The following is a 14,531-nucleotide window of genomic DNA, read 5'->3' as shown; positions in this document are numbered from 1 at the left end:
TTTTTCGGCCTTGCGAGGCGCTTGCGGTGCCCGGTTGTCTACCCTTTACGGTTGTCTGCCTGAAAGGAATAGGGCGCAATCGTGCGACTTGCCTATAATCCGACGAGTCAAAGCAATTTGAGCACTGCGCGAACACAGGTTGCCCTCAGCAGCGGCTGGTTATCAGGCATTCCCGTGATCGAACTGAAAAAATGCTAACGCTTGGCAGGACGAAGTGTTGGCGATCACAACACCATTGCATTGAAGCAAGCTTTAGAGGTCGTGAGATGAGTAAAAAGCGTTACCCCAGACTGTTTGGCATATTGCCCTTTTTCGGCATGCTTTTTCTCAGTGGGTGCAACTGGACCCTGCTCAATCCGAAGGGGCAAGTTGGCATTGACGAGAGAAACCTGATTCTCCTCGCGTTTGGCCTGATGCTCACGGTGGTCATTCCGGTGATCGTCATGGCGTTGTGGTTCTCGTGGAGATATCGCGCGTCGAACCGTAATGCCACCTATACGCCCGAGTGGGCCCATTCCGTTAAAATCGAATCGGTCGTGTGGGGCATTCCGCTCATCATCATCGCCATTCTAGGATGGGCTACCTACGTATCGACCCACCATCTCGATCCCTATCGCCCGATAGACTCGGACGTCAAGCCGGTACGCATCCAAGTTGTGGCCATGGACTGGAAGTGGCTGTTCATCTATCCAGAGCAGGGCATCGCCACGGTCAACAAGATCGTGTTCCCGGCGCACACTCCGGTAGCTTTCGAGATCACCTCGGACGCAGTCATGAACTCCTTCTTCATCCCGGCGCTGGGCGGTCAGATCTACGCCATGGCGGGCATGCAGACCAAGCTGCACCTGATTGCCAACCAGAATGGCGATTATCAGGGCATTTCCGCGAACTACAGCGGCGCAGGCTTTACCGGTATGACGTTCCAGGCGCAAGCCACCACTCAGGAAGGCTTCAACGCCTGGGTGAACGAAGTCCGCAATTCACCGAAAAAGCTTGATTCGACAGAATACGCAGCACTGGCCAAACCAAGTGAAAAGAACCCTGTTGCACTGTATTCCTCGGCTCCGGCTAACTTGTTCCAGTCCATCATCGATAAGTATGAAGGCATGAACGCAGCCAGCCCCGGGATGCACGAGAAGGGTGTGCTTGGAAAGGAAGGTAAGGAAGTAAGTGAGAATTCAGCTGCTGGGGCAGAGGAGTAAACGATGTTCGGTAAATTAACTCTGGAAGCGGTACCGTTCCACGAGCCGATAGTGATGGTGACACTTGCCGTCGTTGCCGTGCTTGGGCTTGGTGTGTTCGCGGCGCTTACCTACTACAAAAAATGGGGCTATCTCTGGAAAGAGTGGTTCACCTCTGTCGACCACAAGAAAATCGGCGTGATGTACATCGCCGTAGCGTTCCTCATGCTGATACGCGGCTTTGCCGATGCCGTTATGATGCGTACGCAACAGGCCATGGCAACAGGTGGTTCCACCGGTTACTTGCCGCCTGAGCACTATGATCAGATCTTCACCGCCCACGGTACGATCATGATCATCTTCATGGCCATGCCGTTCATGATTGGCTTGATGAACATCGTGGTGCCGCTTCAGATCGGTGCCCGCGACGTGGCCTTCCCGTTCCTGAACTCAGTGAGTTTCTGGTTATTTGTCGCGGCCATGCTGCTGGTGAACATCTCGCTGGGTGTCGGCGAATTCGCCAAAACTGGCTGGGTAGCTTACCCCCCGCTTTCCGGGCTCCAATATAGCCCAGGAGTGGGTGTCGACTATTATATCTGGGCGCTACAGATTTCCGGCGTGGGTACCACACTCACAGGCGTAAACTTCATCGCCACCATCCTCAAGATGCGTGCGCCGGGCATGAGCCTGATGAAGATGCCGGTATTTACTTGGACGTGCTTGTGCAGTTGTGTACTGATCGCTGCCTCGTTCCCGATCCTGACCGCTACATTGTTCATGCTGACGTTTGACCGTTATCTGGGTATGCACTTCTTCACCAATGAACTTGGTGGCAACCCGATGATGTACGTCAACCTGTTCTGGGCTTGGGGTCACCCTGAGGTCTACATCCTAGTTCTGCCGGCGTTTGGCGTGTTCTCGGAAGTTACCTCGACCTTCAGTAAAAAGCGGTTGTTCGGCTATGTGTCTATGGTGTGGGCGACCATTGCCATTACTGTACTGTCGTTCATCGTATGGCTGCACCACTTCTTCACCATGGGTGCCGGGGCTAACGTCAACGCCTTCTTCGGTATTATGACGATGATTATCGCCATTCCGACAGGCGTGAAGATATTCACCTGGCTGTTTACCATGTTCCGCGGTCGGATCGAGTTCAAGACTCCAATGATGTGGACCGTGGGCTTCATCGTCACCTTCAGTATCGGTGGCATGACTGGTGTTCTGCTCGCGGTTCCGGGTGCGGACTTCGTGCTGCACAACAGCCTGTTCCTGATCGCTCACTTCCACAACGTGATCATCGGTGGCGCGGTATTCGGTTACCTGGCCGGCTTCGGCTTCTGGTTCCCTAAAGTCTTCGGCTTCAAATTGAACGAGCGCCTGGGCAAGTACGCCTTCTGGTGCTGGTTCGTAGGCTTCTACTTTGCCTTCATGCCGTTGTACGCGCTGGGCTTCATGGGGATGACACGTCGCCTGAACCACACGGACAACCCCGAGTGGACCCCGTATTTTTACGTGGCCATGGTGGGCGTGGTGTTCATTGCTGCTGGTGTTGCGTGCCAGTTGCTGCAGCTGTATGTATCGATCCGCGACCGTAAGCAGAACATGGACCTTACTGGCGACCCATGGGATGCCCGTACGTTGGAATGGTCCACTTCATCGCCCGCGCCGTTCTACAATTTTGCCGAACTACCCGTGGTGTCGGACCTGGATGCTTACTGGGGTATGAAGGAACGTGGCGAAGCTACCACCAATGCCGCTGACTATAAGCAGATCCACATGCCTCGCAATACCGGGCTCGGTGTGATTATTGGTGCGTTTAGTCTGGTGTTTGGCTTTGCTTTCATCTGGCACATCTGGTGGGCGGTTGCGATTGGTCTTGTGGGCATGATTGTCACTTGGATCATCCGCAGCTTCGACGATGACATTGACTACTACGTTCCGGCGGCAGAAGTCGCTCGTATCGAAGGCGAGCGTCAGCGCACCTTGGCCATGGCCAATGCTGGTGTCACCAGCGGTACTCGTGTGAATTCCACGTTGGGGAAGGTTTGAACCATGACTAATACCGTTCTGCACGGTGAAGTCGCCCATAGCCATGAGCATGGGCATGACGATCACCATGATGCTGGGGGCACTACCGTCTTCGGCTTCTGGATCTACCTGATGACGGACTGCATCCTGTTCGCGTCGATTTTCGCCGGATATGGGGTGCTGGCAGGCAGCTTCGCGGGCGGCCCTTCGGGGCATGAGATCTTCGAACTGGACTATGTTCTGGTCGAAACCTTCCTGTTGCTGTTCAGTTCGATCACCTTCGGCTTTGCCATGCTGGCGATGCACAAGGGCAACAAGAGTGCCGTGATGACCTGGTTGTTCGTCACCTTCCTGTTGGGCCTTGGCTTCATTGGTATGGAGCTTAATGAGTTTCACAAGCTGATCGAAGAGGGTTACGGCCCTCAGCGCAGCGGTTTCCTGTCAGCGTTCTTCACGCTGGTGGGTACCCACGGCTTGCACGTTTCCAGTGGTCTGCTGTGGATGGCGATTATGATGGTGCAGATCAACAAGAGGGGCCTGACTGCAACCAATCAGACCCGTATGAGCTGCCTTAGCCTGTTCTGGCACTTCCTCGACGTGGTCTGGATCTGTGTGTTCACCGTTGTCTACTTGATGGGGGCCTTGTAATGGATAACAACCATTCCGCTGGCGGCGCAAGCCACGGCAGTACCAAATCGTATATGACCGGTTTCATCCTCTCCGTGATCCTGACGGTCATTCCGTTCGGTCTGGTGATGTTCCCGTCCATGGGCAAAGGCACCATCCTCGCGATCGTCCTGGCATTCGCGGTTATTCAGGTGATTATTCACCTGATCTACTTCTTGCACTTGGACAGTTCTTCGGAACAACGTTGGAACGTGATCGCGTTCGTGTTCTCGGCCTTGATCATCGCGTTCCTGGTTGGCTTGTCACTATGGATCATGTTCAGCGTTCATCACTTTATGCTGGCGAAGTGAGGTAGCTGGCATGTCCTTTAAGCACTTTATCCAAATCACCAAACCGGGGATCATTTTCGGTAACGTGCTTTCTGTGGCAGGCGGCTTCTTCCTGGCCGCGCAAGGGCATATTGACCTAGGTCTGTTCCTTGTTACGGTGATCGGTACTTCGCTGGTGGTTGCATCCGGTTGTGCGTTCAACAATTGCATTGACCGCGACATCGACGTGAAGATGGAGCGCACCCGCAACCGGGCAATCGTCCAAGGCCTGATTTCGATCAAAGTGGCCTTGGTCTACGCCACGGTGTTGGGTGTGCTGGGATTCGGCCTGCTGTATACGCAGGCTAATCCCCTGGCAGCATGGTGTGGCTTGATAGGCTTTGCGATTTATGTAGGGCTTTACAGCCTTTACCTTAAACGCAAATCCGTACACGGCACCCTGGTAGGCAGCCTTTCGGGTGCCATGCCACCGGTGATTGGCTATGTAGCGGTAACGGGGCGCTTTGACATGGCCGCGTTGACGCTACTGGTGATGTTTAGCCTGTGGCAGATGCCTCACTCATACGCCATCGCGATCTTCCGCTTCAACGATTACCGTGCCGCGTCCATTCCGGTGTTGCCGGTAGCTCGCGGAATCTCGGTGACCAAGCGGCATATCCTGTACTACATCCTGGCTTTCGTACTAGCAACCTTGATGCTCACCCTGGGCGGTTACGCTGGGCTGAGTTACATGGCTGTTGCGGCCGCCATGGGCATGTACTGGCTGTATATGGCCTGGACAGGTTACAAGGCCAAGGATGACCGCGTATGGGCTCGCAAGCTGTTTGTGTTTTCCATTTTCACCATCACGGCCTTGAGCGTGATGATGTCGGTAGACTTCAAAGCCTCCGCAGGCCTGCTGCTCACCTCTGCATTGCCCTAGCCACCGGCTTGGAAGCCTGATAAGCGCTGTACAAGTAACCGGGCCTGGCCCGGTTTTTTTATGAGCGAAGCGTTCTGGGGGCTGGACAGTTATCGGGGATTGGTCGTATCGTTTTGCCAGGCCAGCTGTCTGGCCTGCGTCGCTCGGACGGTTCCGGGCGCTTACGTACATCGAGAACACCATGCCCGAACTCCGTTCGCCACGCCGCTTTGCGCGTATTGATCGCCTTCCTCCCTACGTTTTCAACATTACCGCCGAATTGAAGATGGCCGCGCGCCGTCGCGGTGAGGACATCATCGACCTGAGCATGGGCAACCCCGATGGAGCCACGCCACCGCATATCGTCGAGAAGCTGGTGCAAGTTGCCCAGCGTGATGACACCCATGGCTACTCTACCTCCCGAGGCATTCCTCGGCTGCGCCGGGCAATTTCCCGCTGGTACGCCGACCGCTACAGCGTAGAGATCGATCCCGAACACGAAGCTATTGTGACCATTGGCTCCAAGGAGGGCCTGGCTCACCTGATGCTAGCGACCCTGGACCAGGGCGACACGGTACTGGTGCCAAACCCTAGTTACCCGATTCATATCTATGGCGCGGTGATCGCGGGTGCGCAGGTGCGCTCGGTACCTTTGGTGCCCGGGGTGGACTTCTTCAACGAGTTGGAGCGGGCCATTCGTGAGTCCATACCCAAGCCGAAGATGATGATCCTCGGCTTCCCGTCCAACCCCACGGCTCAGTGCGTGGAGCTGGACTTCTTCGAGCGCGTGGTGGAATTGGCCAAGCGTTACGACGTGCTGGTGGTACATGACCTGGCCTATGCCGATATCGTGTACGACGGCTGGAAGGCCCCGTCGATCATGCAGGTACCTGGTGCCAAGGATATCGCGGTGGAGTTCTTCACCCTTTCCAAAAGCTACAACATGGCCGGCTGGCGCATAGGTTTTATGGTGGGCAACCCGGAACTGGTCGCCGCGCTGGCTCGGATCAAAAGCTACCACGACTATGGCACCTTTACCCCGCTGCAGGTGGCCGCTATCGCCGCCCTGGAAGGTGACCAACAGTGCGTACGGGACATCGCCGAGCAGTACCGGCAGCGCCGCAATACCCTGGTCAAGGGCCTGCATGAAATGGGCTGGATGGTAGAAAACCCAAAGGCGTCCATGTACGTGTGGGCCAAGATCCCGCAAGGCTACGCAGCCATGGGCTCGTTGGAGTTCGCCAAGAAGCTGCTGGCCGAAGCCAAGGTGTGTGTCTCGCCCGGTGTTGGCTTCGGTGACTATGGCGATGACCACGTTCGGTTCGCGCTGATCGAGAACCAGGACCGCATACGCCAGGCTGTTCGGGGTATTCGCCAGATGTTCCGGGCCGACGGCCTGCTCGCCAAGGCCGCTAAAGCCTGATCCGGCGACTACTGGAATTATTGTCGTACCGGTAAGGCTCTTTTCTTCTATAGCCGCTGTTTGGGAATGCCCACGGCGGCTTACTCTTAGTGCTGTTTCGTCCCATCTCTTGACCGCGCTGGGTTTGGCCAAAACAGTAATTGCTAACTAGGCTCAGGTGACAACGCTTCGCTTCGCGTTTGTTGGATAGCCACTACACTGCCAAGCAAAGCCTTTGGATACCTACCCGCTCAGATAGAACGTTTTGAACAGGGGATAGCTATGCACACCAAGCTTTCTGGTTCACCCGCTTCTTCGGCTACCGACAGCCATGCTTCCAGCTCATTAGGCTTCGCTCAGCAGCTATTGGTGCGGGCGGGTATCGGAATGCATGGCGTACAGCCCTGGGATATCAGCCTTAAAGACCCCAGCGTACCGGCGCGTGCGCTGGCCGAAGGTAACCTAGGCCTGGGGGAGGCGTATATGAACGGGGACTGGGAAGCCGAGCATCTGGATGAATTCTTTGCCCGTTTATTGCGGGCAGGGATCGCGGACATGGTGAACCCAGCCGCGCTGATGTTCCATGCGGTGAAAGCCAAGTTGCTCAACCTGCAAAATAAAGAGCGGGCCTGGCAGGTAGGTGAGCAGCACTATGACCTGGGCAATGACTTCTATGAAAGCATGCTCGACCCGCGCATGACCTACACGTGTGGTTATTGGAAAGAGGCCGGTACCCTGGCCGAGGCACAAGAAGCCAAACTTGATCTGATTTGCCGAAAGCTCGACCTGCAACCTGGTCAACGCGTGCTGGATATCGGTTGTGGCTGGGGAAGCTTTATGTCCTATGCGGCCGAGCATTATGGTGTGACCTGCGTGGGCGTAACCATTTCCAAGGAGCAGTGCGAATGGGCCCAGGCCCATTATGCCCACCTTCCGCTGGAGTTTCGGTTGCAAGACTACCGGGATGTAGACGAGCAGTTCGACCATATCGTGAGCGTAGGGATGTTCGAGCACGTAGGTCGGAAAAACCACCGTGTTTATATGGAGGCTGCCCACCGTTGCCTGAAAGACGACGGCCTGTTGCTGCTGCATACTATCGGCAAGAACCGCCGACATAGCGCGACAGACCGGTGGATCGACAAGTACATCTTCCCCAACGGTGACCTGCCGTCCATTGGCCAGGTAGGCGACGCCATCGATGGGTTGTTCGTGGCCGAAGACCTGCATAACTTCGGCGCGGACTCTGACAAAACCTTAATGGCCTGGTGCGAGAACTTCGAAGCCGCCTGGCCACGTTTCGCCGACGCGATGGGAGAACGGTTCTTCCGGATGTGGCGGTATTATCTGTTGTCCTGCGCGGGTGCGTTCAGGGCACGCGACATTCAGCTCTGGCAGTGGGTGTTGTCCAAACAAGGCGTGCTTGGTGGTTATGAGCGCGTCAGTTGACCAAAAAGGTAAAGCCATGAGCACTATGTATCCCGTCAGCCGCCCGCGCCGCCTGCGTCGCTCGGAGGCCCTGCGTTCCGTATTCCAGGAGACGGAGTTTCACCTCAAGGATCTGGTACTGCCAATCTTTGTGGAAGAAGGTATTGATGACTTCGTACCCATCACCAGCATGCCTGGCGTCAATCGCATTCCGGAGTCTCGGCTGGCCAGCGAAATCGAGCGCTATGCCCGCGCTGGCATCCGTTCGGTCATGACCTTCGGCGTGTCCCATCACCTGGATGAAACCGGCAGCGACACTTGGAATGAAAACGGCCTGGTGGCCCGGATGGCGCGGATCTGCAAGGACACCGTGCCAGAAATGATCGTGATGTCCGACACCTGCTTCTGCGAGTACACCTCCCATGGCCATTGCGGCGTGGTCCACGGCCACGATGTGGACAACGACGCGACCCTGATCAACCTGGGCAAACAGGCCGTGGTGGCGGCCCAGGCCGGGGCGGACTTCATCGCGCCTTCGGCGGCGATGGACGGGCAGGTGCAGGCCATTCGCAGCGCGCTGGACACCGCCGGGTTCCATGACACCTCGATCATGGCCTACTCCACCAAGTTCGCCTCGGCCCTGTACGGGCCCTTCCGCGAGGCTGGTGGTACGGCGCTCAAAGGCGACCGCAAGGCCTACCAGATGAACCCCATGAACCGCCGCGAGGCGGTACGAGAATCACTGCTGGACGAGCATGAAGGGGCGGACGCGCTGATGGTCAAGCCCGCGGGTGCCTACCTGGATATTATCCGCGACATTCGCGAAGCCTCCCGGCTACCCCTGGCGGCTTATCAGGTCAGCGGTGAATACGCCATGATCAAGTTCGGTGCCGCGGCCGGGGCCATTGACGAAGCACGGGTGATGCGCGAAAGCCTCGGCGCCATCAAGCGCGCGGGCGCGGATATGATCCTGACCTACTTCGCCATGGATATCGCTCGGGATGGGATTTAGCGGCGGCATTTATTGCGTGTAGGAGCGAGCGCCAGCTCGCGAAGAAACGGCAGTGACGTAATTTCGCCAGCTTTGCTGGCTCCTACACCGATTCCGCAAGCCCACGAGTCGACAGGCCGTGCCTAAGCTTACCCCGCCCTACGGCCCCTTACAGGGCCATGGGCATGTGCACTTGCACCCTGGCGTGGCCTTCTTGGTTGTCGAACGCCACCTGGGCGCCGCAACTTTCGCAAAGCGCCTTAACGATAGGCAACCCCAGGCCCCACCCTTTGGTTTCGCTGCGGGTAGAGATGAAGTAGGGCGTGGCCAGGTTGGTAAGCACTTCCTGGGGAAAGGTGCCCACGTTCGCCACGCTGAAATGGATGTGGTTGGCTTCCAGGCATTGGGTCACCCGGATTGGCTGGCTGGCGTCACCATGCTTACTGGCATTGATCACCAGGTTGTCGAGTATTCGCAAGAACGCATTGCGGTCCCAGTTCACCACCACGTCCGTCGCCTCGACCCTGGCTTCGATCGTTTGGGGTATCTGCAGCCGCAGGTTGTTCAAGGCGTCTTCGAACAGCGGGCCTACCACCATGGGCTCCGGCGACAGCTTGATGCCGCCGCCCATGGCCACGTGAGAGATGTCCAGCACGTTGCCGATCATGCGGTCGATCCGCTTGAGGTTGTCCTCAAGAATCTGCAGCAACTCTTCAGTGCGCCGGGCAGGGTTCTTCTTCATCAGGCCGGTCACCATGGTGGCCGCCGCCAGAGGGGAGCGTAGGTCGTGGCTGAAAGAGCGCATGAATCGCTCTAGCATGATCTTTTCGGCCTGTAGGCTTTCACTGCGCGCCACAGCGACTTGCCGGCGACGTTCAACCCGTTCCAGGCGGTTGTCAGACTTCACCAGGCTAGCAATGGTCGCCAGCATTTCTTCAGCGTCGATCGGGTGAGTCAGGTAGGCTCGGGCGCCTTTGTTCAGGCCCATGGCTTTATCCGCGCCACTGATAAAGGTTGCGGAAATATTGATAATCGCCGGCACTTTGTCGCTGCCCAGTTTGCGCTCGGCTTCGCGAATCAACTCGAAACCGCTCATGTCAGGCAGGTTGATATCCAGGATCACCAAGTCGACGCTTGCGTCCATCAGCGCCAGGCCGTCGGCCCCGTTGCCTGCCTCAAGTACATCGTAGCTGGGTTCGGCCGCGAGGATCTTGCGCAACACGTAGCGGTTTGCCTGCATGTCATCGATGATGAGGATCCGCCTAGTGCGCATCACGCATGCTCCCGGTAAGGCGTTGCAGTTGCCGAAGCACGGTGTCGGCGTAGGCGGGTTGCCCCTTTAGCAGCACGCCTGCGCATTGGCCAGCCAAGGCAAGGCGTTCGGCCTCGCCCAAGGGTTTGGCGGTGTTAATCAGCACGCGGGCATGCATGGCCCAATCCATGCTTTCGAGCAGGTCGGCGCCGTAGATGTCAGGCAGCTCCAGATCTAGGAAAATCACGTCGGGGCGTACGGCATGAAGCTTGTCGATGCTGTCGCCCGCGGTACTGGCTTCAATGATCAAGGGTTTATAGGGCTCCAACAGGTGACGCAGCAGGTAACGGTCGCCAGCGTTATCGTCGATGATCAATACCGTCAGCCCTTCGAGGGTCAGGTGTTGAAGGTTTTCTTCTTCACTGTCGTGCAGGCGCCGGGCGAGTTCCACGGTAAACCGGCTGCCTTGATCAGGTACGCTGCTCACACGGATCTCGCCATGCAGCAGCACGGCCAAGCGTTGAGCCAGCGGCAAGCCTAGGCCGTTGCCTTGTACTTGGGTCAAGCCAGGCATGCGTATGCGTGCGAACTCTTCGAAAATCCGCCCCAGGTTCCCCTCGGAGATGCCGACGCCCGTGTCTTCCACCACGAGCTCGATACGCTTTTCGCAGGGCTGAAACACCCTTACGGTCACCGAGCCTTCCGGCGTGTATTTGAATGCATTGCTGATCAGGTTACGCATTATCTGGAACAAGCGGTTGCGGTCCGTTTCGAGCATCACCGGGTGTTCTAGGGCAATCATGTCCCAGCTCAGCCTGGGGTAACGCAGGGCAAGGGCGGCCATGAACTGGCGCAGTTGCTCAACGAAGCTTTCCAGCGAGAAGGCAGAGGCGATTACTTCCATACGCCCGGACTCGGCCTCGGCCAGGTCCAGCAGTTCATTGACCATCTCGGCCAGTTCACCGGCCGCTGCGCTGATAAAGCCTACCTGCTTGAGCTGTTCAGGGTTAAGTAAGCCATCGGTACCATTGAGCAGCAGCTTGGAGATGTTCTCGATGATGTTGATAGGCGTACGAAATTCGTGGGTCATGTTAGAGAAGAAACGGCTTTTGGATTCACTGGCAAACGCCAGCTCCTGGGCGGTTTTCTCCAGTTCCGAATACAGTGCCACCACGCCTTTGTTGGTGGTTTCCAGCTCCAGGTTGGTCGCTTCCAGTTCTCGTTGCTTGTTGGTCAGCTCAGAGGCTGTTAGCAATAGCTCGGAGCCTTGTTCCTGCAGGGCGATGAACGGATCAGCGAAGCCTGCGCTGGCCAATAGACGGCGTAACCCTTCCAGTTGACGTTCATCCGGGAAGGGTCGGGGCGGATGCACCCGTTTGCCCGCCTGAATACGCGTGCCTGAAGGGCTGGTGTCTATCTGCCAGAGGTCCAATAACCGTTGGGCGCCGCGCAGGCCTACCCCCATGCCGGTAGGAGACACGTAGCTGCCATCGAGAATGTGCGGCAGGTTCGAGATCCCTGGGCCTTGGTCCGTGGCCTCAAACACAATACCGGTTACGTTGCCGATAAGGTTGCGTTCCAGGTAAAAGTGGAAGGTACCACTGCCTGCATATTGGTAGATGTTACGGGCCAGTTCCGAGACCGCGGTGGCCAGGCGAATCTGATCCAACGAGGGTAGGCCCAGCCAGCTGGCGATCTGCTTGGCGCATTGGCGGCACGTCACTACATCGGTTTCAGCCTGGATCAACAGGCTGGTCAAGCGCCGGAGTTCAGTCACTTCGAGCTACCACCACGGTCGAATCATCATTGCTGCGGTGAAAATCCCTATGCAGCAAGGCGGCGACGACTTCTGGGTGGCGCAAATGCAGTCCCGGGTACTGATCGGTATCCACGCGCGTCTTGATGCCATCACTGCTCATTACTAGCACCGTGCCGGGCTCCCAGGGGTAAGAGAAGGTATGGATTCGACCGATCTTGTAACCAACCGTGCCATTACTGGAGACCATGCCTCGATTTTTTTCGCCGAGCAGCAAACCGGCGATATTTCCCATGCCGCAGTACAGCACCTGTCGCGCCTCCGGCTTGATTTCAGCGATGCCCACCGCGCCTCCGCGGGTTGCTGCCAGGGCCCGGTGCAACTGGTCCATAAGCTGCTCCAAGGGCAGCGTTGGCGCCTGTTCCAGGAACACTTCTCGCGCGCGCGTGCTGGCGGTATTGGCGGCATGGCCGTGGCCTAAACCATCACAAATCATCACTCGCAGGCCACTGACCGCCCAGGCGTCACCGCACATCACCTCGCCTGGATAGGGCACGCACAGGGCGCCATGGCGTAAAGCCGGTGCCGCTGCATCCAGGGTAAACCCTGCGAATACCACGGTGCCTTGTGCCGGTTGAGAGAACAGGTCGAACTCGTCGGCCATGCGCCGCACCGAGCCAAGCCCAACACCCATGGTGCCTATGGAAGAGTAATGATCGGCCAGGCACTGGTGCACGCTCGCCATGCCGGGGCCATTGTCCACCGCAAGCAGGCGCAGGCCTTGCTCGCTTTGCCGGTAGATCAACTGCCCATGCCCAGCGTGCAATACCAGGTTGCGCCCCAACTCTTGCACCACGATGGTGAGTTTGCCCAGGCGCTGCTCATCGTCCATAAGCTTGCTGGCCTGGCGCACGATAAGCCGACGTGCCGCGTCTACATGGGCCAGATCACTGATGGGGATCACCAGGCTACAGGCTTGACTGTCTACTTCCATTTCCACAGCTCCACGGTGGTGCCGGCCCCTGCTGCGCTACGGATGGTGAAATGGTCCACCAGCCGACGCGCGCCGCTCAGGCCAAGGCCCAGGCCGCTGCCTGAGGTATAACCATCCACCATGGCTTGGTCCAGATCGGCAATGCCCTGACCCTGGTCTGCCACCACCAAGCGAACCGCCGCGCGACCGTCGCGCAGGGTCCGCTCCAGTTGGCATTCGCCGCCGCCGCCATAAATCAACGCGTTACGGGCGATTTCGCTGGCGGCGGTGACGATCTTGGTCTGCGATACCAGGCCCAGGCGAGCCTCTTCCGCGGCCTTGCGGACCCGTTGGCGGATGATGACGATGTCAGTTTCCTGCTTGAGCGGGAGTGTCTCTATGTTCGTCACTCTCGACCTCTGCGACCAAATCGTCGTTAACGTTGTTTTCCAGCCAACGCATGCCCTTTTCCACATTGAGCGCGGTGGCGATTCCTTCCAGCGACAGGCCAAGCTCGACCAGCGTGATCGCCACGGCTGGCTGCATGCCGACCACGATAACCTTGGCGTCGAGAATCCGGGATACATGGGCGATGTGCGACAGCATTCGCCCAATGAAGGAATCGACGATTTCCAGGGAGGAGATGTCGATCAGCACGCCTCTGGCGCTGTGCCGGACGATTTGTTCGGTAAGGTCTTCCTGAAGGTCCATGGCCAATTGGTCATGCATGTCCACCTGGATGCTCAGCAACAGGTAGCGGCCCATCTTGAGAATCGGGATTTTATCGACCATAGGAGTTACCTCAGCGGGGGTTGGCGCTGACGAGGCGGACGTTCAGTTCTTTAAGCGCCACCTGGAACGCATCGGATAGCGATGCCTTGGTGACCACATCGCCCAATTCCACGCCCAAATGCACGATGGTGGCGGCGATCTGTGGGCGGATACCGCTGATGATGCAGCGCGCGCCCATCAGCTTGGCGGCTGTGATGGTCTTTAGCAGGTGTTGGGCCACCATGGTGTCCACGGTAGGGACGCCCGTGATGTCGATAATGGCAATGTCTGACTCGGTTTCGACGATCTTCTGTAGCAGCGCTTCCATCACCACTTGGGTACGGTTGCTGTCCAGCGAGCCGATCAGCGGCACGGCCAGTACACCTTTCCACAGCTGCACCACGGGGGTGGACAGCTCTAGCATGCTTTCCTGCTGCTCACGGATTACCTGCTCACGGCTGGAGACGAAACGCTCCATGCTATATAGCCCGAGCTTATCGATCAGTTCGCTGGTGGCTAGCAGCTCTTTAGCGGATTGGCTGCCGTGTTGCTGCAAAAGGTTAAACAGCGGCTCTTTGAGCGAAAAGATAAAGGTGGCGGTTTCTGTGGGGGTAAAGCCTTGGCGGCTTTGGGCCTGGCTTAGGCGTTCGAGGAAGGCTTTGACCGGCGCCCAACCTGGCAGGTCGAGGTTTTCGCCGCTTTCGGCCAAGGCGCGCAGAAAGGCCCTGAGCAAATCCTGTGAGTTTTCGACCATGGCGCTGTCATCAATCAAATCCAGGCGCACGCCAGCTAGACGTTGAACGTCGATCCACTGTTGAAGAATAGCGCTTTCGTGCTGTTTGAAGATGGCGGCAAGCGCAGCGACGGTCATAAAGGCCTTCCTGTAGGAGTTTTC

The 14,531-nt window shown here is 57.6% G+C and carries 14 protein-coding genes; 8 read left to right on the top strand and 6 right to left on the bottom strand.

All coding sequences use genetic code 11. The annotated features are described in order from the left end of the window. Positions 1 to 266 precede the first annotated feature (266 nt). From cyoA to hemB, 8 genes are all read left to right on the top strand, one after another. A complete protein-coding gene (cyoA, locus tag ACWKV4_RS15045) occupies positions 267 to 1,202 on the top strand; it encodes a ubiquinol oxidase subunit II (RefSeq protein ID WP_483832891.1) in 936 nt (311 codons plus the stop codon). 3 nt (positions 1,203 to 1,205) lie between these two features. After that, on the top strand, positions 1,206 to 3,230 hold the full coding sequence (gene cyoB / locus ACWKV4_RS15040) for a cytochrome o ubiquinol oxidase subunit I (protein WP_483832890.1): 2,025 nt from the start codon (positions 1,206 to 1,208) through the stop codon (positions 3,228 to 3,230). A gap of 3 nt (positions 3,231 to 3,233) precedes the next feature. Beyond that, entirely contained in the window at positions 3,234 to 3,857 is a 624-nt protein-coding gene (locus tag ACWKV4_RS15035) for a cytochrome o ubiquinol oxidase subunit III (RefSeq protein ID WP_483832889.1), read from the top strand. Then, positions 3,857 to 4,186, top strand: coding sequence for a cytochrome o ubiquinol oxidase subunit IV (gene cyoD, locus ACWKV4_RS15030; RefSeq protein ID WP_483832888.1), 330 nt, complete (start codon positions 3,857 to 3,859; stop codon positions 4,184 to 4,186). Before ACWKV4_RS15035 ends, cyoD begins: the two co-directional genes overlap by 1 nt. A 10-nt stretch (positions 4,187 to 4,196) precedes the next feature. Then, positions 4,197 to 5,087, top strand: coding sequence for a heme o synthase (gene cyoE, locus ACWKV4_RS15025; protein ID WP_483832887.1), 891 nt, complete (start codon positions 4,197 to 4,199; stop codon positions 5,085 to 5,087). 181 nt (positions 5,088 to 5,268) lie between these two features. After that, positions 5,269 to 6,489: an alanine transaminase gene (alaC, locus tag ACWKV4_RS15020; protein WP_483832886.1), complete on the top strand. Its 1,221-nt coding sequence runs from the start codon at positions 5,269 to 5,271 to the stop codon at positions 6,487 to 6,489. 261 nt (positions 6,490 to 6,750) lie between these two features. Next, complete coding sequence (cfa, locus tag ACWKV4_RS15015) at positions 6,751 to 7,914, top strand: cyclopropane fatty acyl phospholipid synthase (protein ID WP_483832885.1); 1,164 nt, start codon at positions 6,751 to 6,753, stop codon at positions 7,912 to 7,914. Between the two features lie 16 nt (positions 7,915 to 7,930). Continuing rightward, the gene (gene hemB, locus ACWKV4_RS15010; RefSeq protein ID WP_483832884.1) at positions 7,931 to 8,905 is read left to right on the top strand and encodes a porphobilinogen synthase; all 975 of its coding nucleotides are present in this window, start codon (positions 7,931 to 7,933) and stop codon (positions 8,903 to 8,905) included. Between the two features lie 148 nt (positions 8,906 to 9,053). On the opposite strand, the gene ACWKV4_RS15005 is transcribed toward hemB, so the two are convergent. Genes ACWKV4_RS15005 through ACWKV4_RS14980 form a run of 6 tightly spaced genes read right to left on the bottom strand, consistent with a single transcriptional unit; the run spans position 9,054 to position 14,507 of the window. After that, positions 9,054 to 10,157, bottom strand: a complete 1,104-nt coding sequence (locus ACWKV4_RS15005; protein WP_483832883.1) for a hybrid sensor histidine kinase/response regulator — start codon at positions 10,155 to 10,157, stop codon at positions 9,054 to 9,056. Next, a complete protein-coding gene (locus tag ACWKV4_RS15000) occupies positions 10,147 to 11,913 on the bottom strand; it encodes an ATP-binding response regulator (protein ID WP_483832882.1) in 1,767 nt (588 codons plus the stop codon). Before ACWKV4_RS15000 ends, ACWKV4_RS15005 begins: the two co-directional genes overlap by 11 nt. Further along, positions 11,906 to 12,886, bottom strand: a complete 981-nt coding sequence (locus ACWKV4_RS14995; RefSeq protein WP_483832881.1) for a SpoIIE family protein phosphatase — start codon at positions 12,884 to 12,886, stop codon at positions 11,906 to 11,908. Before ACWKV4_RS14995 ends, ACWKV4_RS15000 begins: the two co-directional genes overlap by 8 nt. Next, positions 12,877 to 13,275 (bottom strand): ATP-binding protein, encoded by a 399-nt coding sequence (locus tag ACWKV4_RS14990; protein WP_483832880.1) that lies wholly within the window; start codon positions 13,273 to 13,275, stop codon positions 12,877 to 12,879. Before ACWKV4_RS14990 ends, ACWKV4_RS14995 begins: the two co-directional genes overlap by 10 nt. After that, positions 13,235 to 13,657: an STAS domain-containing protein gene (locus tag ACWKV4_RS14985; protein ID WP_483832879.1), complete on the bottom strand. Its 423-nt coding sequence runs from the start codon at positions 13,655 to 13,657 to the stop codon at positions 13,235 to 13,237. The genes ACWKV4_RS14990 and ACWKV4_RS14985 overlap by 41 nt, the downstream gene beginning before the upstream one ends. Positions 13,658 to 13,667: 10 nt before the next feature. Beyond that, entirely contained in the window at positions 13,668 to 14,507 is an 840-nt protein-coding gene (locus ACWKV4_RS14980) for an STAS domain-containing protein (RefSeq protein ID WP_483832878.1), read from the bottom strand. Between the last annotated feature and the right edge of the window lie 24 nt (positions 14,508 to 14,531).

The organism is Pseudomonas artemisiae, assembly GCF_057128685.1.
This window is presented reverse-complemented; position numbering and strand designations above follow the sequence as displayed.

Bases quoted from the DNA above. Each gene is read 5' to 3' on its own strand.
- cyoA (WP_483832891.1), top strand. From the start codon at position 267: ATGAGTAAAAAGCGTTACCCCAGACTGTTTGGCATATTGCCCTTTTTC.
- cyoB (WP_483832890.1), top strand. From the start codon at position 1,206: ATGTTCGGTAAATTAACTCTGGAAGCGGTACCGTTCCACGAGCCGATA.
- ACWKV4_RS15035 (WP_483832889.1), top strand. From the start codon at position 3,234: ATGACTAATACCGTTCTGCACGGTGAAGTCGCCCATAGCCATGAGCAT.
- cyoD (WP_483832888.1), top strand. From the start codon at position 3,857: ATGGATAACAACCATTCCGCTGGCGGCGCAAGCCACGGCAGTACCAAA.
- cyoE (WP_483832887.1), top strand. From the start codon at position 4,197: ATGTCCTTTAAGCACTTTATCCAAATCACCAAACCGGGGATCATTTTC.
- alaC (WP_483832886.1), top strand. From the start codon at position 5,269: ATGCCCGAACTCCGTTCGCCACGCCGCTTTGCGCGTATTGATCGCCTT.
- cfa (WP_483832885.1), top strand. From the start codon at position 6,751: ATGCACACCAAGCTTTCTGGTTCACCCGCTTCTTCGGCTACCGACAGC.
- hemB (WP_483832884.1), top strand. From the start codon at position 7,931: ATGAGCACTATGTATCCCGTCAGCCGCCCGCGCCGCCTGCGTCGCTCG.
- ACWKV4_RS15005 (WP_483832883.1), bottom strand. From the start codon at position 10,157: ATGCGCACTAGGCGGATCCTCATCATCGATGACATGCAGGCAAACCGC.
- ACWKV4_RS14995 (WP_483832881.1), bottom strand. From the start codon at position 12,886: ATGGAAGTAGACAGTCAAGCCTGTAGCCTGGTGATCCCCATCAGTGAT.
- ACWKV4_RS14985 (WP_483832879.1), bottom strand. From the start codon at position 13,657: ATGGTCGATAAAATCCCGATTCTCAAGATGGGCCGCTACCTGTTGCTG.
- ACWKV4_RS14980 (WP_483832878.1), bottom strand. From the start codon at position 14,507: ATGACCGTCGCTGCGCTTGCCGCCATCTTCAAACAGCACGAAAGCGCT.